The organism is Microcoleus sp., from assembly GCF_049646505.1.
In the GTDB taxonomy this organism is placed as follows: Bacteria; Cyanobacteriota; Cyanobacteriia; order Cyanobacteriales; family Microcoleaceae; genus Microcoleus.
In genome coordinates, this window is sequence record NZ_JBARVX010000481.1 from 1 (window position 1) to 21575 (window position 21575).

Sequence of the window (21575 nt, forward strand, 5' to 3'; positions counted from 1 at the left end):
GGGCACGGGGGCACCGCCCCTACTGACTAATGACTGCTGAAATTTTACAGTTGGTAAAAGCAACATTTACGTAAAAATTGCAACAACACATGAAAACTCAATATCTAGATTTTTTGATTCGTTCCTGGGAAACGCGCGATCGGGCTGAGGCGTTCCATTTAATTAAAAACATTTTAGCAGAGTACGGTTTAAACTGTGAGCCTTTCGGTGCAGATCGAGATGTCTATGATGTCGAATTATTTTATCATAAAAAGGGTGGAGAATTTTGGGTAGTAGAACGGCAAGAAGAAATAGTGGGTACAGCCGCTTATTATCCGATTGAACGCGGTAATAATGCTGTGGAAATTCGCAAAATGTATATTTTGCCGGCAGTAAGGGGAAAAGGTTTGGGAAAGTTTTTACTGCAAGAGTTGGAAAGTACAATAATGGATCGCGGCTTTGATGAAATCTGGATCGAGACGGCTAGCGTTCTCAAGGAAGCTGTTAAGATGTACGAAAATAGCGGATATTTACCGACGAGTGGTGTGGAAACGCCAAGGTGCGATCGGGTTTACAAAAAAGTTATAAAATAAGGAATTTCGGCAACGGATTCTGTAACGGATGTATAGCAGTTGACAGTTGACAGTTGACAGTTGACTGTTGACGGTTTGAACAATACCGATGCAACCGGAAACGATATAACAAATAACAAATAACAAATAACAAATAACCAATAACCAATAACAAATAACCAATAACCAATAACAAATAACCAATAACCAATAACTTGTTAATTTCTATTTTGCCGCAGCGGAATCTCGATCGCAAATTCGGTACCTTCTCCGATTACAGAATTGCAATAAAGCTGGCCGCCGTGTTTTTCTACGACAATAGAGTGCGAAATTGCCAATCCTAAGCCCGTGCCTTTGCCGACGGGTTTTGTGGTAAAAAATGGGTCAAACAAGCGCTGTTGCACGTCTTCGCTCATCCCGGAGCCGCTGTCAGTTATTCGCATAGCCACGCAGTTATTGTCGGTTACTTCGGTGCGAATCGTAATTGTGAGATTTTTGCCCGCGCGATCGAACTTATCAATTTCCATTTCCACAGCGTCGATCGCATTTGTCAACAAATTCATAAATACTTGATTTAACTGACCGGGATAACATTCTACTAAAGGCAAGTTACCGTATTCTTTGATAAGATTGATTGGCGGGCGATCTGGTTTATTTTTGAGGCGGTTTTGCAAAATCAGCAGCGTGCTTTCAATGCCTTCGTGAATGTCAACTTGTTTCATTTCGGATTCGTCAAGTCTTGAGAAAGTCCGCAGGCTCAAAACTATGTCGCGGATGCGATCGGCTCCGAGTTTCATAGATGATACAATTTTCGGTAAATCTTCAACAATATAATCAATTTCAAAGTCTTCTCTAGCCTCTAAAATTGTGACCGGCGGCTGCGGGTATTCCTGCTGGTAAAGCTGCAGCATTTTTAGCAAGTTTTGAGTGTATTCGCTGGTGTAGCTGAGATTGCCATAAATAAAATTAACCGGGTTGTTAATTTCGTGGGCGACACCTGCTACTAACTGTCCCAAACTCGACATTTTTTCACTTTGAATTAATTTAGTTTGGGTGCGCTGGAGTTGGTGCAAAGTTTGTTCTAGCTGTTGAGTTTTAGATCGAGCTAATTCGGCAGCGGTGCGGGTTTGGGCGTACAGTTCGGCATGGTCGATCGCGATCGCAATTTGAGCAATTACCGCTTGCATCAGTTCGATTTCCGCATCGCTCCAATGGCGCGCGGACACAGCCTGATAGCAGCTAATCGTCCCTACATCACCGGAAGCAGTATGCACCGGCAGCGACAGCACTGAGTTAACTTTAAATGTCTGGTATATTGCGCGCACTTCTGCATCTTCAAACAAGCTGACATCATCAATTTTCAGAATTTGTCGGCGCAAAATCTGCTGCACTGCGACACTAGATTGGTCGTCTACAGCATAAGTACCGAGCAAACTCGGCAAATCTCCATTCTTCGCTTCGCAAACTATTTCCCAAACCGGAGGATTGCTGTTGGGGCGATACCAAATGAAGATGCACCAATCGAGCTGGATTAGATTGCGAATTTCTTGAACGGCGGTTGCTAAAATTGTGTCTAAATCTAAAGAATTGCGGATTTGGTTGGCAATTTGATTCAGCAGTTGTTCTCTCTGAGCTTGCTGTCTGAGGGCTTGCTCCGATCGCACTAATGTTTCTTCGGCAAGGAAGCGATCGGTTAAATCTTGGATGACTGCTTGGATAAGTTTTTGATTTCCAACTTCGATGACTGTCAGCACGACTTCTGCGGGAAACTCAGTACCGTCTAAGCGCTGGTGCAGCCAATCAAAACGGTGGTTTCCCCGCTCAAAGGCGATCGCTATCATTTCGTCGGCCATACTAAAAGAATCTCTGCCGTTGGGTTGGAAAGCAGGCGACAGTGTGCCGGGGTTTTGGCCGTACAACTGTTGCGGGGATGTGCAGCCAAATAGTTTGACGGTGGCTGCGTTCGCATCAGCGATGCCACTGTCGTACAACATCAAAACAGGCAAACTGGTTAATTCGTAGAGCGATCGAAATTTGGCTTCCGACTGCTGCAATGCGGCTTCTGTTTGCTTGCGATCGGTAATGTCGGCAACCATTGCCAAAGCACCGACATAGCGCCCTTCTTTGTCTGCCAAGGGATTACTAGAAACTATCGCCCACAAGTCGCTGCCGTCTCGGCGAAGAAACTTAAAATCGTGCTGTTCGCGAATTCCTTGATTGCGGCGGTTGAGATGGGATCGGGCGATCGCGATGCCTTCTGCATCCATGAAAGAAAATAGCGACTGCCCGAGCATTTCCTCTGCGGTGCAGCCGAGCATATCCGCCATTTTTTGGTTGACAAAAGTAGTGTTACCATCCGCATCTAGTATCCAAATGCCTTCCTCTGCTGTCTCGACAATGCACCTGTATTTTTCCTCGCTTTCCCGAAGGGATTCTTCGGCTAATTGGCGCTCGGTAATGTTTTGAGTCATCAACAATCCGCCGCTGATTTCTTGCCGTTGGTTTCTGACTGGCAAAGTGTAAGCGAGGTAGATGCGATCGCGGTAAGTAAATTCTGTCACAACTGTTTCTCCTGCGAGCGCCGCCCGATAATTCGGCTCGACGGCACGGCAAAAATCCGGCTCGAATACTTCCCAGATTGTCTTGCCTTCCATCAACTCTTTAGAAAGCCCCACTGCTGCTAATTCTGTACCTTCTACCAGGCTGTAGCGCATTTCTTTGTCAAACAGCATCACCGCACCGTTAGGAATGTTGCTTGCCATCATGCGGTAAAGCTGTTCGCTTTTTTCCAGTGCTGCTTCTGCTTGTTTGCGATCGCTAATGTCAATAACCAGTGCGCCGATGCCGATCGCCTCACCGTCTTTACCAAGCAGAGGAAAATAAGAGCCTGTCATGTGTTGAACAACCCCGGGCTTTCTTGAATTTTCAGCGCTCATTTCGATGTTAATCAAGGGAGTTTTCGTTCTCAATATTTTTTGGTACAGAGGCTCTATTATTGAAGCGATATGCGGCACCGCTTCGCGTATAGTCTTGCCTATGTGTTCTGCAGAACTGATGCAATTTAATTCTGCTAGAAATTGATTTATTTGCACGTACCGCAGTTGGGAGTCAAGAATGCAGAGTCCCGCCGGTGCATCCTGCAAAAAGGCATCAAATAGTGCTTGTTTATGTGCTAATTCTTGTTCTAAAGCTTTGCGATCGCTGATATCTGTTAGATAGCCTATCATTCCCACCACTTTTCCAGTACAGTCTTTCAATAGCGAAAGTATCAGGTGCGAAGAAAAATCTTCTCCAGATTTACGGCGTGTTATAAGTTCTATTTCACGCTCGCCTTTTTCTTGTAGCGGTTTGATGACTTGCTCTAATAAAAATTCCTGATTTTCCGGCGGATTAATTAGAGAAATATGCTGTCCGATCGCCTCAGTTTCTTGATATCCGTACAACCTTTCGGAGGCTTGGTTCCAACTGGTAATCGAGCCGTCCATATCGGTACAAATCACCGATTCTCGAATTCGGTCTAAAATCTGACTTTGCACTTGTAATTGCGATTTTGCAAGTTCGAGTTCGGCGATTTTTTCTTGGAGTAGTTGCTGAGTTTTTGTCAGTTCGGCAGTCTGCTTTGCCAGCAATTTTTCTAGATGCGAATTCCACTGGTGCGTTGATTCCAGCGACTCGCTATTTTCATCCTGAATATTAAAAATTTCTTCGGCACTCAGCCAAATCGCGGACTCTCCTTCTGTTTCAATTGTCCGCTCGGAAACTCGCACGGGTACGAGATAGTTATTTTTATGTTTGTATGCTGCGGCGCGCGATCGCGTGGAGCGATTTTTAGTAGGACTTTCTTGATATTTTTCTCTGTCAGCGGAATCTGTTTGCAGAATTTCCCAGTAGTTGAGGTTGAGAGTTTCTGCAACTGTGCGCCCGATCGTACTTGCAAAAGCTGGATTTACGTCGAGAAAAGTCCCGTCCGCGCGGCACAGTGCCAGCCCGATGGGACTGAGTTCTAATAATTTGCGGTTGCTGCGATCGCTCTGGTCTTCTCCTAACAGGCTTTGCATCTGACCTAGCTAGACTTGGGTTATCTAATTATATATTTATTATCTGGTTTATTGCTGTGACTTTTATCACTCGGTAAGGAAGAAGAAATAACTTCCCTCTTCCTTGTTCGTTCAATTAATCGCGGGCGATACCTTCGGCGCGGGCGGCCAACTGCACTGCATCGGCGACTGCTATCGCAACTCTTCCGTCAAAAACAGACGGTATAATATGTTCTTTGTCAAGTTGTTCAGGGCTGACTAAAGAGGCGATCGCGTAAGCTGCACCCAAATACATACTGGTCGTAATCGTGCTAGCTTTGCAGTCCAAAGCACCTCGAAATATCCCCGGAAATGCCAAAACATTGTTAATTTGATTCGGGTAGTCGCTGCGTCCGGTAGCAATAATCGCCGCATCCTCCATAATTAATTCTGGCTGAATTTCGGGAATGGGATTTGCCATTGCAAAAACAATGGGATTCTCGGCCATCGATCGCACCATCGATCGCGTCAGCACGCCGGGGGCGCTAACACCTAAAAATACATCCGCACCGGCGATCGCATCTGCCAAAGTACCGCCCTTAGCCACAGCAAATTCTAGTTTTTCTGGGTTCATGTCCGTGCGGTCTTTGGAGAGGATACCTTTGGAGTCGCACATGATGATATTTTCGGCACCTGCTTTACGCAGCAAGCGGGCGATCGCGACTCCGGCCGCACCGGCACCGTTAATCACGATACACACTTTGGCGAGGGATTTTTTGACGAATTTCAAGGCATTAATTAATGCTGCCAAACTGACAATTGCAGTGCCGTGCTGGTCGTCGTGAAAAATCGGAATATCTAGAGTTTCCCGCAATCTTGCTTCGATTTCAAAACAGCGCGGAGAAGAAATATCTTCGAGATTCACTCCCCCAAAAACCGGGGCAATATTCTGCACGGTGCGAATAATTTCTTCGGTATCTTGAGTGTTCAAACAGATAGGAAAGGCATCAATTCCGGCAAATTCTTTAAATAGCATGGCTTTACCTTCCATGACCGGCAGGGCGGCCTCTGGGCCCAGGTTTCCCAGTCCTAAAACTGCGCTGCCGTCGGTAACAATGGCAACAGTATTTTGTTTGATTGTGAGGTTGTAAACTTGTTGCGGATCGTTGGCGATCGCAGTACAGATGCGGGCGACTCCGGGGGTGTAGGCCATTGCCAAATCAGACTGGCGTTTGAGGGAAATTTTGCTTTCTACGCTGATTTTTCCGCCGCGGTGCAAGTGGAAAGTGCGATCGTACACGTCGATCACTTTGATGTCGGGTAGCGCTTTCACTGCTTGGACTATTTCTTCGCTGTGCTCGGTACTCGAAGCATCGACGGTGATATCGCGCACCGCAGTGGCGCGGGTTTGCTCGATCGAGTCGATTTGTCCTAAGTTGCCGCCTGCAGAGGCGATCGCGTTGATGACGCTGGCGAGCATTCCCGGCTGGTTCGGCACAGCAACGCGAATCGTTAAACTAAAGCTGGGGTTCGGTGTCAGTTTTACCATGATGGCTTAATTGGAGAATTTCAATCTTAGATTTTATCGCCCATATTAGACATAAAATTTAATAATTAAAATTTTCAACTTAAATTTTTAACAAATTCTCCGATCGCGGCAGAGCGATCGCACTATATATCCCCGTAGGATTCCTCAGTTTGAATGTGTTGGAATTGTGTCAAAAATTGGGACTGACGCACCCTACTAACTACTAGCGATATATCGCCGTAGGGTGCGTCAGTTTCAAAGTGTTTTAACTGGAGCGAAAATTGGGACTGACACACCCTATAGCGGTTCGATCGCGTGGTGAGGATAGCCCGGTTTGGCCGGTTTGACCGGTTTGGCCGGTTTGGCCTATGCCTATGCCGCATATAGCAATCCTAAATCATTTGTGAATTTCTTACTCCCTCCCCTTAATAAGGGGAGGGTTGGGGAGGGGTAAAAAACTTTACGACTCCTGCAAGGACTGCTATAGTACCTCATCTTTCGCTTGAAAGGCTATACTAACTCTCAACTGTCTTTTGAAGCGAGACACCCGAAAATTTTATGCGGCGTTTTGGCGGCTTTGATGGTGGAGTTAAAAAGTAGATGCACGGCTGTTTGAGCCGGCAGGTAAAAATCAGAGCGAGTGACAAGCGAGCCTTTTATCTATTAATTTTCTCGACTTGTTTAACACTCTTTGATAGCGAGTGCAATGTTGCTTTCGATCGAATTACCTGCACGCTTTGCCCTCTAGATTCCAGCGACTGAACTAACAAGCAATCTATTCGATGCCTGCAGGCTGCACAGTTTGGGCAGATCGCAGCGATTTGCTGGTTGCTAACTGTCAATTTTAGCGATCGTTGGCAGCATCGGCACAGATAATACTAAAAAATTTGCAAGCCAAACTATCGGCGGGAACTTTTTCTGAGTTTGGGAGATCGACAGATTGCTCGTCTTCGCTTCCAGGCAAGATGCACAGGCCAACTTGTCTGACTCCAGCCATGAGTTCGGCAACTCGCTCTAAAATGCTGTCGATTCTTTCAATTAGTTCGTCTGCTACATCCAGACTCGGCGCGATGATGAAAAAGGTTTTGACTCCTTCGGGACAAGCGGCGAAGCCGAGGGTACACTCTTCTAATAGTGCTTGAGTTGAAAGACTCAGAGGCTCATCGAAGCGAGCGATTACTGCTCGATCGAAGGCTTGTGTCAAAGAACGATCGCCAAAAACAGGTTGAGATAACATAACTACTTCCTTTCGTAGGATTTTTGGGAACATTGAAAAAATTTTAACATACCTAATGTAACTGATTTAACTAAATTATATGGCGATCGCGATCGTTGACTAGATGTGATCTTTAGGGGTTTGTTTGGCGATCGCCATTGTGATAATCTGTAATCTAAGATACGAAACGCTGTGATTGAGGTCAGGATAGAAAATATTATCCAGGGGGAAATCCCCCCAGCAGTAAAGCTAAAAGTTGCGATCGATCGACCTCAACCCCTAGCGTTTAAAATAAATATCCAATCAAAATATTAAAGATGAACTCGATCGCCCAACAGTTAAAAACCAGATTTGAAAAAGCCTTCACCTCCGCATTTGGTGAGAGTTATGCGGGTACAGATCCGATGCTAGCCCCTGCGGGAAATCCCAAGTTTGGGGACTTTCAGTGCAACGCAGCTATGAGTTTGGGCAAAAAATTAGGAAAACCCCCGCGGGCGATCGCCTCTGCTATTATTGAAAATCTAGACATCGCCGACATCTGCGAAACCCCAGAAATTGCGGGCCCGGGGTTTATCAATTTGAAGCTCAAACCGGCTTATTTGGAAGCGCAAATAAGTGAGATCGCCGCCGACACCCGTTTGGGGATTGAACCGGTGAAAACGCCTCAGAGAGTGGCGATCGACTTTTCGAGTCCGAATATCGCCAAAGAAATGCACGTCGGGCACTTGCGATCGACAATCATCGGAGATGCGATCGCCCGCATCCTCGAATTTCAAGGCCACGACGTACTCAGAATCAACCACATCGGCGACTGGGGCACCCAATTCGGAATGCTGATCGCCTACTTGCGCGAAGTTCACCCCGAAGCATTAACAACCGCTGACGCTCTAGATTTAGGCGATTTAGTCGCATTTTACCGCCAAGCAAAACAGCGCTTCGACGCAGACGAAACCTTCAAAGAAACCGCCCGCCAAGAAGTAGTAAAACTGCAAGCAGGCGCAGAAGACACCCGCCGCGCCTGGAAATTGCTGTGCGATCAATCGCGCCGCGAATTCCAAGTAATCTACGACTTACTCGATATCAAACTAACCGAACGCGGCGAATCGTTTTACAATCCATTATTGCCCGCTGTAGTCGAAGATTTAACCAACCTAGGTTTGTTAGTAGAAAGCGACGGCGCAAAATGTGTTTTTGTAGACGGTTTCACCAACAAAGAAGGCGAACCGCTACCGCTAATCGTCCAGAAAACCGACGGCGGCTACAACTATGCAACAACAGATTTAGCAGCCATCCGCTACCGCATCCAAAACGACAATGCAAAGCGCATCATTTACGTCACAGATTCAGGACAAGCCAACCATTTCGCCCAAGTATTTGCCGTAGCCAGAAAAGCCGGTTGGATTCCCGAAGATGTCGAAATTGTCCACGTTCCCTTCGGTTTAGTCTTGGGAGAAGAAGGCAAAAGATTAAAAACCCGTTCAGGAGAAGCTGTGCGCTTGCAGGATTTGCTCGATGAGGCGATCGTCCGCACCCGCCAAGATTTAGAAGACAGATTAAAAGCAGAGGAAAGACACGAAACAGAAGAATTTATTGCCAGCGTCTCTCAAACAGTTGGTTTAAGTGCAGTTAAGTATGCCGATTTAAGTCAAAATCGCGCCAGCAACTATGTATTTAGCTACGACAAAATGCTGGCATTGCAAGGAAATACCGCACCTTATATGCTGTATGCTTACGTGCGCGTCCAGGGCATTCGCCGCAAAGGAGAGATTAATTTTGATAACTTAGATGCAGGTGCAAAAGTAATTTTGCAGTCAGATGCCGAGTTAGTATTGGCAAAGCATTTATTGCAGTTCAATGAAGTTATAAATGCTGTGGGCGGCGACTTGTTGCCGAATCGAATTTGTCAGTATTTGTTTGAATTAAGTCAAAAGTTCAATCAATTTTTTGAGCAATGTCCGGTGTTGAAAGCCGAGGAACCGCTGCGGACTTCGCGGCTAATGTTGTGCGATTTGACGGCGAGGACTTTGAAGTTGGGTTTAGGATTGTTAGGAATTCAAGTGTTAGAAAGGATGTAATCTAAGGTTTGTAGTGAGGACTTTAGTCCTTCCAAACTCTTGAACAATAACGATGCAGAGGGAAATGATATTACCCGAAATCAGGACACGGCAGTGCCGTGTCCCTACAATTAATCTGGCGATCTTATATTTCTTCTGGCTTTTCAATCAACTCATTAAATTCGCTGATAATTGCTAAAACTCGATCGGCGGCAATATCTGATTGTTCGGATTTTGAATAGATGGCAATCAAGATAACGATTGTCATTGTTTGAAGGTAGTAAATGAATCTATATCCAGCGCTTTTTCCTTTTTGAATGTCGCTGTTTTTAACACGCACCTTAAATATTTCGTAACCAGTCCCAGGTATCGGAATCCCCAGCAACTCTCCAGCTTGCAGTTTTTCAATAATCGGCTGAACATCCGATCGAATATGGCGGTACTTTTTAGAGAGAGTCCGCAAGTCGCGTTGAAATTCTCGTGTAGGTATAATCTGCCTTAAAGGAGGGTTATTCTGCATCAATTCCATCCCACAGTTCAGAAAGCGGTACAGTCTGCCCTGTCATTGCTTCCTTCCATCCTTGGCGAAAACACTCTTCTGCTGACTTCAAAGGTTCGTCAGCAAGAGCAATTTCTTGTTTTGCGCGTTGAGCAGCAGCCATAAGTTGCGGTTGCGTTTTCTCGAAAGATTCGTCCCATCGAAGCTCATCTTTTAAGTCTTCGATATACTCTTTCAAGTATTCTGCTACTCGCTGCTGTAAAGTTTCTGGCAGAGACTCCATCATCTTGATCTCTGCATCAATACCTTCCCACAATTCCGATACAGGTCTAGTTTTCCCGGTCTTTATTTCCAGCCATGCTTGCCGAAAGCTTTCTTCTGGAGATGGGAGTGCTGCTTCGTCTTCATCAGCAAGAACGACGATGCGAACTCTGCGTCCAGCAAATTTGGCTGATTGGGCGAGAATTTCTTCCCACGTTCCCTCTAATTCTAACAATTCTGGTGTCATTTTTTTCATGGAATTGTGACTAAGTTTATTTTAGCGTGTGAAGAAGTGTGCTCTAGTACAATGACAGTAGCTTAAAGAATTATGGAGAAGAATTTAGAATTACTTCAATACCTTTTTCCACTCTCTGAATTTCTGTCCATTGCGAATCAATCCAGGCTCTTTCAGCCTGACGTTGTGCAGGTGTTTCTTGCTGATATCTATCTTGCTTTTCGAGAAATTCATTGTAAAATATCATGGCTTCAACCAAAGCTTGACTTCCTACTTTTAATCTGTCATCAAAGATTGAATTAATGAAATTATCGATCGCGGTTGAAACCTGCTTTTTGAAATTTATAACCTCTTCCCATGAAAGAGCACCTAAACGGTATTTGGATAAATTATCCCGAGCCGGACTAAGTGCAGAACTCAGTAATTTGGTATTCTCAGGCAAGTAAACTGTCGGCTGCTTAAATTTATTTTCTATCACGCTCAAAGTTACATTCATCTGATGATTTAACACATCTTTTGTCTGCTTATCTAAATTTTGGAAATACTGGGTAAGCACTTTTAAGTTAATCGTGGTAATGTCTTGATAAACCAGCTTCAGCTCGCCCTTAATGATTTGATCGATTGCTATATCAACAAGATTGATAACGATGGGAATATCTTTAATAAAATCATCCTTTTCTTTCCAGTCAATTCCTTTTTTTTGTTTCTTTGCTGCATCAATAAACCACTTCTGTCTCACGCGGACATCAAATATTTTATCCCAATAATCTTGAGATTCATCAATCACCGAACTTTGACGTTGACGACCTAGTTCATTAATTCTGACATGACAGCCGCTCAGTTCCCCAAGCTGTTGCCATATTTCCTGTTTTGAAGCTTGGACAATCCCAAGTTTGCAAGTCCAAACGTCTTCAGCATGATCGATATCGTTCCGGCATTTTTGCACAACTTTCTCAAGTCTGGTAGCTGATCCCATCAATTCATCGAACCCAGGCTGGACTGACTTAATCACGGTTGTAGCAGATTCCTTAATCTCTAAGGATTTATAATCATCCGCCGCGACGAGAGCCGCAGATTGAGCGATGTTCTGAAATGCTTGCATGAATTCGTTCATCTAAGTAATTCCACTGTAGACTGACAGAGTTAACCATAATCATATAATATACTATAATATGTAACATCAATCGCTCTTCAGGTAAAAAATATGATTTTTGTGTTTCCTCCTCACATACAGGCTGGCATCATCTCCGGCACTTATGAAGTCGTGAAGAATAGTGCAGGAGTATTATTGGGAATAGCTAGAGACAGAGCAACAGGTCACTTTGTAGGTTCGGCAATTGGTATGGTTGCCGAGCCGTTGTTCGCTATTCCAGATTTTGTATTAGGTGTAGCGCAAATGGTTCAAACTGATCGGGGTTTTCAAGAAACTTACAGAAGACTAGATGGGATTGAGTATGGCTTAAAATCTCTTGAGGCTAATGTGGGCATTCTGTCAGCATCTACTGCCGTCATTGGTGTCGGCGTGGTGGCCATAGCTGCACTGTCAGCCGTTAACCTTCATCAGACCTTAAAAATGAGGGAAGATATTAAGGAATTGAAGCTAACAGTTACACAAGGATTTATCAGTATAGAAGCACTGCTGAAAGACCAGAAAGCAGAAGTTATTGCTGAAATTAAACTGTTAGCTGAAAGCATTAATTTTGAGCAACATCGTTTAATCTTAAGTCAAGCTTATCAGAAATTTGCGATGGCACAGAGACTAATTCAAAGTGCTTTATTAATGGAAAATAAACATACCAGAAATTCTACATTAACAAGTGCACAACACATTTTAGCTACTGCTTTAGCTGACTATAATAATCCTGAATTATTCAAAGCCACTTGTGCAGTGGGCTATCTTCGTAGAGTTGAATGTGCTTGGGCAATTGAGCAGACAATTTCATTAACTTATCAATTGCTGAACGAGCCTGCGTCTGTAAGTAATTCCCTTTCCCACCTCCAAGAAAGAATACGCCAAGACATTCTCACCGTGATTGAGCGCTGCACAAAAGATGAAATTGATTTTATATTTCCAGAAATTACACGGATTTACAATCAGGATCTAGCAGTTTTAAACTCTTGGCAAAATCAGGTAGATTGGATGCTAAGTTTATCGGCTGATGAGCGTAAACAATTGGCTAGTTTAAATATGGAAACGACACCAGTTTCAAATACTAATCAAGAAGTTGCTCTAGTGGCAGAACCCGAAGAAATTGCGCTCTACCAAAACTTGCAACAAAAATCCCACTTCAAATCATTAGTGGATCAATTACGATTTTTGATCAAACCTAGCTTGCGTCAACAACACGAATCTTATATCAGTCAAAAAGCCAATACCTCTGGCTATAAAGCTTTAGCCCCCTCAAATTGGCAAGAAGTCAATGATTTAACTGTTGCTAATCTTTACTGGTATTTTCAAGGAATGGAGTAGCCGAAATTAGGAGACGGCAGTGCCGTGTCCCTACAATATTTTGGGTAGGGACACGGCATTGCCGTCTCCTCTATATCATTGCGGTTTAACCGGAATTGATATTACTCTTCATTTGAAATAAGGCGTTTTGTTAACAATCAAGCTCTCCAGAAGACCTTTAAACATTGTTACGACAATTTGGCGATCGTTATCTCTGACAAAAATATCGTAATTGGGACTTGAGTTAATTTCAATCAACCAATATTTTCCATTGTTATCTAGCGCAATGTCAAGCCCAGCATAATTAATCGCAATTTCTGCAAAAACAGGTTTAACAAAATCTTCAATCTCTGACATGAGAGCGGGATTAATTATATGTTGGGCTTTTGCACCTTCCCAGTGCAGCGGGCTTAAATTCCCCGCAAATTCAGCCTGAGATTTGTCTTTCTCGTACAGCAAAACTAGCTTTTCTTTGCAGAATACAGCCCGATATTCGCGGACAATTTCGATATATTCTTGAGCTAGCGCCACATAGTCATAATCTTTGCTGTTGACGTTAAATATAATTTCTAGGGCTGCTTTAATTTGCTCTATAGTTTTACACAAAAAAACATTGTTGCCACCAGCACCGCGATTTCTTTTGAGAATCACCGGGAAAGCAAATTTTTTGTTTACTTCTAAAACTATTGATTCAATATCTGGGAAAGTTAAATATTTTTTATACTTATCCTCGCAGTGAGGCGAGACAAAACCGAGAGTTTTGGGAGTATTGATCTTGCCGTTTAAGATTTGATAAGTATATTCTTTGTCTTTAAAAATCTCTGCTGCTGACGCGCTGTTAAATGGCGTCATGTAATTGACAAAATAATATTCTTCCCCGCCGTGTTTGATTCTAATCAAGTTTTGGGTAGGATGCAGGATTTCGCAAGGGATATTTAATTCCTCACAAGCTGCCAGCAGGATTTCAATATTGGTTAGCATAATTTGAACAGGATAAATTTTTAGGACTTACGCGCCCTGACCTCAGAAACCCGGTTTCTTAAAACTCGTAGAAACCCGGTTTCTAGCCACCATGCGTAAGCCTTGATTTTTTTCATTCATACTGTACCACAGGAGGAAGCAATGAGACTAAAAGGGCGATCGCTCTTTGCAGAACAACCCTATACCCCAATACGGTTTACTTAACACTATTTATGCGCCGGAGATCCCCCTAAATCCCCCTTAAGAAGGGGGACTTTGAGAGCATTCTTGTCCCACCCCCTACTCCCCTTTTTCAAGGGGGGTTAGGGGGGATCTGTCTTAAGTGAACCGTATTGCCCTATACCCCTCATGCTGCTACTGCTTCATCCGAGGCAGTCTCCTCTGGCAAAACATAAAAATCTACATCAATTGCCGCATTCAATTGATGTACTTTTTCAACAATATATTTATCAAAATGAATCGCTGGGATGCTGCCACTTCTGTAATAAATGACGCAAGAAATCTCGACTTTACAATGCTTACACAACTCTACCAAAGATAGCCATCCCGGTTGAAGTTGTTCCATCACAGATTTAATGTGAGATTCTAAGTCGTCCGACTTGCTAAGTTGAGAATCTACTCTCCAGCCATTGTACTTTTTGCGGATAGTAGCCTTTGAATGAATTAAATCGCCAATTTTCCAAGTTTTACTTGGTTTTATGCCGACTTTTTCTGTTACCTCTTCTGGAGATAAGTCAGTTCCAATTAAGGCAAAATAAGCGTAAATCTCTGATTCCATCCTCAAACTCCTGTTTAATATGATTAGAAATCATTAATGTTTATATCTGTTGGTTCGCCCGGACTCATGCCGCCTTTAAGTTTGACGTATATGTTTCCATCTCTGTCTTTGTAAAGGTCTTTTTTAGAGGCATTTTCTTCGTTTTTGATTTCGTGTATGTCAATTTCTCCTGTTTTCAATCTCTCAATCTCCTGCTTGGTAAGCAGCTTGTCTTGTCTCCAGTTTCGCTCTTCTGCACTATTCCCTGATATTATTTCCGCTATTCCTTACACCAAAAAAAGCTGAGGTTTGAACATTTCTCTCAAACCTCAAATTGAATCAAATTTTATCCAAACAACCGCTGTTGCCCGTTTGCGGCATCTTTCCCGGCATAAATCTCGCGCGTTCCCTTGGGAATGTAAATCCAATCAAATTCTTGCAAGCGGTTTGTCAAATTGGAAATACTGACTCCCAATTCATCTCTCATTTTATATAAGTGCGACCATTTTGTTAAATCGCGTCCCTTTCTTTTATCTTCCAAAACAACTCTGGGCATTAACAAACAGCTTGCAAAATATTGGGCTTGCCATTCTATCGACGCAATTTTTGTATTCGCGATCGCACCCCGACAGACAAACGGTTCTTCGACATCAGACGCTGTTTTTTCTCGATCGCCAAAATTGAGTTCCAACTGTTCCACAGTGCCGTCTGCTTCGTCTTGATTGACGTGCAGCACCCAGTGGCCGATTTCGTGGGCGATCGTCGATTCGATGAACCCCGGCGGTTTTTCGAGAATCAATTCGTTGATTTCGATTAACCGCTGCTGGGGTAAAATCCTGGCGGCGATCGCACCTTCTTCATCCGGCTCAATGTAGTCCCAAACTACGCCCAAATCCAGAAAATCAGCAACCGTCGTCGCTTCAAAAGGCCATTTCGGAGCAAACTTTTGCGTTTTCTGCATCTGCATCAGGATGTCATTTGCCAAACGCTCGATCGATTCTTTGGGATAGAAGCAATACGGTTTAAAAATACTCACGCTTCAGGGGCCTCTCTTACGCTTCAAAAGATTGTTTGAGCCAATCTGGATTTTCTTGCATCCGGCGGAAAAGAGCCTGCATTTCCTTCGGATTTTGCTTCAGCAGCGCTTCGTACTGCTGAGGCAGCCTACCCGCCAAAAAAATCAATTCCTCTTCGTTAATATCGAGATTCCGCGCCAATGCTCGAATTACGTCTTCTTTTGGCGCATAATCGGCGCGATCGTTCTCCAACTTCGACAAATAAGTAAAATCCACACTTAGCATAGCAGCAAGCTCACGTTGCGAGTAAGCCTTATCCTTGCGAGCTTGACGGATCAGTCTTCCAAATGTTTGTTCCACGGTTTTTCGCCTCCTGACAAGCATTCTAGCCTGTTTTGATGAAAACTTCAACAAAATACTTGACGGGAAAATCAACATACGTTACCATGAATTTAGTTGAAGCTTTAATCAACTTAATTGACCGCACTGCTGTGGTAAAAAGTGGAAACAATCTAAAAAACACGCTATATATAGCGCCGCAAACTTGAGAGGAGCGATCGCCACCCGGCATCTAAACCCTTGTACCCAGCAAATAAGGAGGAACAGATAGCAAATGCTGAGAACCTGGACAGACACGCATTACAAGCTCGAAGACGATGACTGGCTATACATCGCCACCCACGAAGAACAAAGCTCAGCCTCACTGGTTTGTCCGGGCTACGCGCGGGATGGCGAAGGCTTCAGCATCCACTTCACCCCAGCCCACCTAGAAACCTTAGAGCATTTGCTCACCGCCCTGCGGATCATCAAAGCTCAACAAGAGGCGATGCTTGAGTATACCTATCCCGAACCAAAAGCTACAACACATCTCATTCGGTAATCGGAAGGGGAGATGGAGAGATGGGGAGAGGGGGAGATGGGGAGAGGGGGAGATGGGGAGATGGGGAGATGGGGAGAGGGGGAGAGGGGGAGAATTAGCCAATTACCAATTCCCAATTACCAATTACCGATTCCCAATTACCAATTACCAATTGCCTGTAAATCAATAAAGAACTAAGGAAAAACAACAATGACTACCACAAAAGAAAGACCTACATTTTCAGTATTTGGAGCCAAACCGAGCAATGCTTTGCTAGTACCAGAAATCCCGATCGCAGTCCGCAACAATTGCCAAAGCGGCCAATGGGCGATCGGCGATACCGATTACGGTTCCAAGTGTTCGATCACCATCCTCAAATTTGCCAAATTTTTCGGTTCCCTCGGTCAAACTTCCCACACACTTTGGGGTCAACTTTGGTTCGTCGCAGAAACCGGCGAACTGCCGCAAGGAGTTGTCATGGTGACATACATCAAAAACCGCAGCTTGAACGATTTTAACCGTTTAGTCGCATCAGTTCAATCGCGCGGCGTAGAGCCAGCAACCGGAATCTTTGTTCCCGAATTCGTCAAACATTCCGGTCAAAAACCAGACGAAAGCGGAGTAGTAAAACCGATCAATTACTACAGTTTAAAATGGTCGTGGATCGAGCGAAAAGACTGGGCAGTTATCGATCAAGCAGCAGCAGTTTTGTCCGATCCGAGCAATCAATCGCGGATGATTGACTTAGAAGGAACCAGGGCTATGATCTGTTTAGATAACCTACCAGCAGCACAAGTTGCGTCCTTGATGGCCGCTCACACTGGCGGTGAAAGCGATGCTATTGCTTTGAATTCTAACGGCGGTATGTCGCTACCGTCAGCGGAAGATAGAGCAACTGCTGACTTGTTCTAATTTTGTGAAAAAGGCGCGATTTAATCGCGCTTTTTGCCTAACTGTGACAACGCAGAGTAAAATGAAAAAAGTCACTAAAATTCAAACCAAACCAAACCTGCAAGAAAGCCGTTTGAGAGAGAATTTCGAGATGCTCGATCGCATTCGGGATGATACAGTCAACGACATCGAAAGTCTTACCGAAGACTTCCAGCACATGACTGTAGTTGCCGAATCTATCCGGCGGAATTACCGAGCTTTGCTTGCGGAAAATCAACTGCTAAAAAACACGCTTTTAAGTATAGTTGAGGAGTGCGAATGCTGGCAAAGCAATCGGTGCGAGCGCTGTCAAAAAATTCTCAAATCTCTAGACAGCAATAATCCCGACTTTCCACCGAATGCAGCCAAAGAATACCGAGCTATTCTCAGCCAACTGCGGAACTTAGAATAGCTAAAAACGTCTCACAAACCAACCATGCAAATTTTTTAATCAGGAGCAACAAACCTTATGACACTAGCAACAGCCAAAGATAGCAAAACCAAGATATTGCAAAACTTTCAGCAGATTTTAGCAGACAAAAAAAAGATTGAATCTAAAGTCGAAACTAAGGAACAGTCAGCCGAAAAAGCCAAAAGCAAACAACTCCTAGAAGTTGCTTCTACCTACACAATTGACAGCATTGTTAAAGGTTTGGCAGACTTGCAATTAGATTTCGGTAGCATCACCAGCGGACTTTCGGAAAAACTGAAGGCGGAATCTGCGAAATTAGATGAATTAAAACGGGCGATCGAAATTGAAGCCGAACAATTGCAAGAGTTGCAGCAAGTTAGAGTTGTAGCAGACGCTCTCCACATTTTAACTCAAGAGCACCGGGAAAAACTGACACTCCTCGAACAAAACGCCGCCAACCAGCGCGAAGTATTGGAAAAAGATACAACCCAAAAGCGCAAGATTTGGGAAAAAGAACAGCAAGAATTTGATGCAGCATTTCAAGAACAAACTGCACTCACAACAAAAGGGCGCCAGCAGGAAACAGCCGATTATCAATACGAATTGCAGCGCGATCGCAAAATTGAAACCGACGAATACGAAGAAACGAAGCGCAAACTAGAACGGCAATTGCAAGAATCTACCCGCGAAAAAGACAAAAACTGGGCGGAAAGAGAAAAAGCCCTCAGCGACAATCAAGCGGAGTTTGAAGAGAATCAAAGGAAAGCCGCCGGATTTGAAGAAGAACTCAAACAGGCTTACACGAAAGCCAAAGAAGAAGCTATTCAAGAAGTTTCCCGCGAAGCTAAAGTCAAGGCAGATTTAGCGGACAAGGAATGGGAAGGAAGCAAGCAGGGATATGAGTTGAAAGTGCAATCTTTACAGCAGACTATTGCGCGGCAAACTGAACAAATTGCTGAGATTTCCGCGCAACTGCAAGCTACGATGAAGCAAGCGCAAGATTTGGCAATGAAAGCTTTTGCGAGCAAAGCTTAGAACTCGGTTTGTAGTAATACCATTTTCATAAAGTAGCGCTAGATATTACCCCCCCAACCCCCCCGGATTAAGGGGGGGCTAAGACTTCATCTATAGCACATATGAAAGAAAAATGGTATGAGGACTTCAGTCCTGACTGCAAACCTAATTCACCACTATTAACAAATCAAATCAAAAGCCATGAACAAAAAAGTTAGCGACAAAAGCACCAAGGCTCAAATCTTAGAAGCGTACAAGGAAGCCGCAGAAGAAAAAGCTGCATTAGAATTGCAAATCAAACAGCTAAATGCTTCCCCAAAGCAAGCAGCAGTTCCTGAAAAACTTATTGTGGAGGCAAAAAAATCAATGGCTTCAACTCAAATTCAACAAAAAATGCAGTCCACAATCGACAATCTGATTTTGCTGCAATTTGGCTTTGGTGGCGCTGTCAGCGAGTTGTCTGAAAAGTTAACTTCCGAAGCTACTAAATTGGAAGAATTGCGGCGCGTTGTGGGGGAAGAAGTTCAACAACTGCAAGAGTTGCACAGTTTAGAAGATGTTGCGGAAGATACGCTGGATAATTTAATTCAGCAGTACGAAGAAAGTGCGAAAACTTTTACTGACGAACTCAGCGAACGGCGCGAAACTGTTGAACAGGAGTTGTTGGAACTGCGGCTGGCTTGGGACAAAGAGCAGGAGTTGCAAAAGTTGACTGTTACAGAACGCAATGATAATCAGCAAAAAGCTCGCAGCCGGGATGAGGAGTTGTATGATTACGATCTGAATCTTCAGCGAAATCTTGATATCGAAGAATACGAACAGCGCCAGCAAAGGCTTTATCAAGAAATTGAAGAGTTTCGCCAGGAACAGGAGAAACAGTGGGCGGAACGGGAAAAATCTATTTCGGAACGGGAAAGTTTGTCTGCGGATGTTAAGGCTAAGGTGGAAGCTTTTCCGAAGGAATTGGAAGCTAATATCAAGAATGGGAAGGATACTGGTCGCAATATTGGCAATTATCAAGCTAAGGTTAAGGCGGATTTGTTGGCTAAAGATATTGAAGGACAAAAGCAAAATTATGAACTGCAAATTCAAGGGATGTTGCAGACTATTCAAAATCAAGATGCGCGGCTTGCTAGTTTGTCACAGCAACTTGATTCTGCTTTGAAACAGGTTCAAGATTTGGCGGTGAAGGCGATTGAGGGTTCGTCGAATTTGAGTTCTTTCCAAGCTGTGAGAGAAATTGCGATCGAACAAGCTAAGACTCAGCAGAAAAATAAGTAATACCAATTTCATAAAGTAGCGCTAGATATTACCCCCCCCCAACCCCCCCTTATTTCGGGGGGAAGTGGGGGGGTAGTACCACATCTTTAGAAAAATGGTATAATCCGTAGTCTCTTTTAGGAGTTAATTAGGTTGCTTTACATACCCGATTTCTTGTTGAAGAAGTCGGGTATCTGGGTATTGAAGGGAGAGATTTTTGCGATCGCCCGCTTCTTGTGCAAAAATATAAGTATTTAGGATTAGGACAACTGCTATGCTTGATACTAACAACTTTGAACTGCGGGATATTCCGATATATTCTATCCCTCAAGCAGCACAATATCTCAGGCTGCGAAGAGATATGTTGCGACATTGGGTTGTTGGCTGGTACTCGCAAACAAAAACGGACAAGCACTTCTTTGAGCCGTTGATTGAGTTACCTCAACACAATAATCTTGAACTGCTGCCCCAGTCCAAAACTAGACTACTTTCTTTCACCAATTTGGTAGAGGCTCATGTGTTGATTGCTATTGTTAAGGCTACAGGCTTCTCCCGAAAACAACTTAGCACCACTCTCAAATGTGTCAACCGTAATTTTTCTACTCCTCACTTATACGCTCGAATTGAGTTTCAAGTCGAGGGAATTGCTCTTTTGTTTGAGAGATGCGGACAGAAGCTTGCAGCCTCCGGCAGGGAACAGGAAGCGAGGCAGATTCTAGACATTTATTTCGATCGCATTGTACGAGATGAAGCTGGATTACCTATCAAACTCTTCCCTTTCACGAAGCTACCAGGTTCCGACGAACCTAAAACAGTGATGATTGACCCCAGAATCTCTTTTGGCCGCCCAGTTTTGGCTGGAACTGGCATTCCCACAGCTATGCTGGCAGAACGTTACAAAGCGGGTGATTCCATCGATGAACTTGCTGAGGACTATAATTGCGATCGGCTCCAAATAGAGGAAGGTATTCGCTGCGAACTTCCGCTAGTAGCATGAATGAGATATTTTTCATCGATGTTTAGGAACAAAACTGGCAGATTCGTTACGAAATGCGGGGGCGACAGTAGAAATTCATGACGATCGTTTTAAGCAAGATGTCAATGATGAGGATTGGCTGAGGATAGTTGGAGAAAGCAATTGGGTTGTACTTACAAAGGACAAGAAAATTGCTAGTCGTCCTTTGGAGTTATTGGCTGTGGCTCAAGGTAATGTACGGCTGTTTGCATTTGTGGGTGGCGATGTTTCTGGAGTTGTAGTCGCACAAGCTTTGGTAAATGCCTTAGAAAATATGAAACGATTTATTCGGGGGAATCAAGCACCTTTTATTGCTAAGGTGTACCAGTCTGGTTTGGTAAAGCCCTGCAAAAACCAAAAGGAACTTTTGAGAATCCTCCCTAAAACCAGTGAGTAAATCATCTTAAAGTTAATCTCGATTAGTCCAGTTTATAAACTGTCTACTTTCTTCCAGGCTCAGAGAGTATGAAAACCTATCTACAACGTTATAGTTTTTAGTAAAAAGTTCGATCGCCCTGTGCA

Annotated in this window: 22 protein-coding genes; 10 read left to right on the forward strand and 12 right to left on the reverse strand. The window is 43.9% G+C overall.

Translation table 11 applies throughout. The annotated features are described in order from the left end of the window. Positions 1-89 precede the first annotated feature (89 nt). Entirely contained in the window at positions 90-572 is a 483-nt protein-coding gene (locus WBA89_RS22925; RefSeq protein ID WP_424409703.1) for a GNAT family N-acetyltransferase, read from the forward strand. Here the strand turns inward: WBA89_RS22925 and WBA89_RS22930 are convergent. The 4 genes from WBA89_RS22930 to WBA89_RS22945 all read right to left on the reverse strand — a co-directional run bounded on the left by WBA89_RS22930 (position 551) and on the right by WBA89_RS22945 (position 7332). Continuing rightward, positions 551-763 carry a hypothetical protein gene (locus tag WBA89_RS22930; RefSeq protein WP_424409735.1) on the reverse strand — a complete coding sequence of 71 codons (213 nt, stop codon included), beginning with the start codon at positions 761-763 and terminating at the stop codon, positions 551-553. The genes WBA89_RS22925 and WBA89_RS22930 overlap by 22 nt on opposite strands. A 6-nt stretch (positions 764-769) precedes the next feature. Further along, entirely contained in the window at positions 770-4609 is a 3840-nt protein-coding gene (locus WBA89_RS22935) for a PAS domain S-box protein (protein WP_424409705.1), read from the reverse strand. 115 nt (positions 4610-4724) lie between these two features. Further along, positions 4725-6116 (reverse strand): malic enzyme-like NAD(P)-binding protein, encoded by a 1392-nt coding sequence (locus tag WBA89_RS22940; protein WP_424409707.1) that lies wholly within the window; start codon positions 6114-6116, stop codon positions 4725-4727. Positions 6117-6939: 823 nt separating this feature from the next. Then, positions 6940-7332 (reverse strand): hypothetical protein, encoded by a 393-nt coding sequence (locus tag WBA89_RS22945; RefSeq protein ID WP_424409709.1) that lies wholly within the window; start codon positions 7330-7332, stop codon positions 6940-6942. Positions 7333-7628: 296 nt separating this feature from the next. Between WBA89_RS22945 and argS the strand changes: the two genes are divergently transcribed. Continuing rightward, a complete protein-coding gene (argS, locus tag WBA89_RS22950; RefSeq protein ID WP_424409711.1) occupies positions 7629-9386 on the forward strand; it encodes an arginine--tRNA ligase in 1758 nt (585 codons plus the stop codon). Between the two features lie 124 nt (positions 9387-9510). Here the strand turns inward: argS and WBA89_RS22955 are convergent, their stop codons facing one another. The 3 genes from WBA89_RS22955 to WBA89_RS22965 all read right to left on the reverse strand — a co-directional run bounded on the left by WBA89_RS22955 (position 9511) and on the right by WBA89_RS22965 (position 11474). Next, a complete protein-coding gene (locus tag WBA89_RS22955; RefSeq protein WP_424409713.1) occupies positions 9511-9885 on the reverse strand; it encodes a type II toxin-antitoxin system RelE/ParE family toxin in 375 nt (124 codons plus the stop codon). Continuing rightward, on the reverse strand, positions 9875-10381 hold the full coding sequence (locus tag WBA89_RS22960) for a hypothetical protein (RefSeq protein WP_424409715.1): 507 nt from the start codon (positions 10379-10381) through the stop codon (positions 9875-9877). Before WBA89_RS22960 ends, WBA89_RS22955 begins: the two co-directional genes overlap by 11 nt. Before the next feature lie 70 nt (positions 10382-10451). After that, positions 10452-11474 carry a hypothetical protein gene (locus WBA89_RS22965; RefSeq protein WP_424409716.1) on the reverse strand — a complete coding sequence of 341 codons (1023 nt, stop codon included), beginning with the start codon at positions 11472-11474 and terminating at the stop codon, positions 10452-10454. A 90-nt stretch (positions 11475-11564) separates the two neighbouring features. Between WBA89_RS22965 and WBA89_RS22970 the strand changes: the two genes are divergently transcribed. Continuing rightward, the gene (locus WBA89_RS22970) at positions 11565-12830 is read left to right on the forward strand and encodes a hypothetical protein (protein ID WP_424409718.1); all 1266 of its coding nucleotides are present in this window, start codon (positions 11565-11567) and stop codon (positions 12828-12830) included. A gap of 108 nt (positions 12831-12938) precedes the next feature. On the opposite strand, the gene WBA89_RS22975 is transcribed toward WBA89_RS22970, so the two are convergent. From WBA89_RS22975 to WBA89_RS22995, 5 genes are all read right to left on the reverse strand, one after another. Beyond that, the gene (locus tag WBA89_RS22975) at positions 12939-13790 is read right to left on the reverse strand and encodes an ATP-grasp domain-containing protein (protein ID WP_424409720.1); all 852 of its coding nucleotides are present in this window, start codon (positions 13788-13790) and stop codon (positions 12939-12941) included. 346 nt (positions 13791-14136) lie between these two features. After that, positions 14137-14568, reverse strand: coding sequence for a DUF4279 domain-containing protein (locus WBA89_RS22980; protein ID WP_106147661.1), 432 nt, complete (start codon positions 14566-14568; stop codon positions 14137-14139). A gap of 23 nt (positions 14569-14591) precedes the next feature. Beyond that, a complete protein-coding gene (locus WBA89_RS22985; RefSeq protein ID WP_424409736.1) occupies positions 14592-14831 on the reverse strand; it encodes a polymorphic toxin type 33 domain-containing protein in 240 nt (79 codons plus the stop codon). 62 nt (positions 14832-14893) lie between these two features. Then, a complete protein-coding gene (locus WBA89_RS22990; protein ID WP_424409721.1) occupies positions 14894-15583 on the reverse strand; it encodes an ImmA/IrrE family metallo-endopeptidase in 690 nt (229 codons plus the stop codon). 16 nt (positions 15584-15599) lie between these two features. Next, entirely contained in the window at positions 15600-15923 is a 324-nt protein-coding gene (locus WBA89_RS22995) for a helix-turn-helix domain-containing protein (RefSeq protein WP_172189318.1), read from the reverse strand. A gap of 253 nt (positions 15924-16176) precedes the next feature. On the opposite strand from WBA89_RS22995, the gene WBA89_RS23000 reads away from it, so the two are divergent. The 7 genes from WBA89_RS23000 (at position 16177) to WBA89_RS23030 (ending at position 21450) form a co-directional block, all read left to right on the forward strand. Beyond that, a complete protein-coding gene (locus tag WBA89_RS23000) occupies positions 16177-16443 on the forward strand; it encodes a hypothetical protein (protein ID WP_332966511.1) in 267 nt (88 codons plus the stop codon). 189 nt (positions 16444-16632) lie between these two features. Next, positions 16633-17334: a hypothetical protein gene (locus WBA89_RS23005; RefSeq protein WP_424409724.1), complete on the forward strand. Its 702-nt coding sequence runs from the start codon at positions 16633-16635 to the stop codon at positions 17332-17334. Between the two features lie 61 nt (positions 17335-17395). Continuing rightward, entirely contained in the window at positions 17396-17764 is a 369-nt protein-coding gene (locus WBA89_RS23010) for a hypothetical protein (RefSeq protein ID WP_424409725.1), read from the forward strand. A gap of 57 nt (positions 17765-17821) precedes the next feature. Continuing rightward, positions 17822-18799 (forward strand): hypothetical protein, encoded by a 978-nt coding sequence (locus WBA89_RS23015; protein ID WP_424409726.1) that lies wholly within the window; start codon positions 17822-17824, stop codon positions 18797-18799. A 180-nt stretch (positions 18800-18979) separates the two neighbouring features. Beyond that, entirely contained in the window at positions 18980-20059 is a 1080-nt protein-coding gene (locus tag WBA89_RS23020; RefSeq protein ID WP_424409727.1) for a hypothetical protein, read from the forward strand. A gap of 253 nt (positions 20060-20312) precedes the next feature. Next, a complete protein-coding gene (locus tag WBA89_RS23025; RefSeq protein ID WP_424409728.1) occupies positions 20313-21035 on the forward strand; it encodes a DUF433 domain-containing protein in 723 nt (240 codons plus the stop codon). Between the two features lie 7 nt (positions 21036-21042). Then, positions 21043-21450 carry a hypothetical protein gene (locus WBA89_RS23030; RefSeq protein WP_424409737.1) on the forward strand — a complete coding sequence of 136 codons (408 nt, stop codon included), beginning with the start codon at positions 21043-21045 and terminating at the stop codon, positions 21448-21450. The last annotated feature ends 125 nt before the right edge of the window (positions 21451-21575 follow it).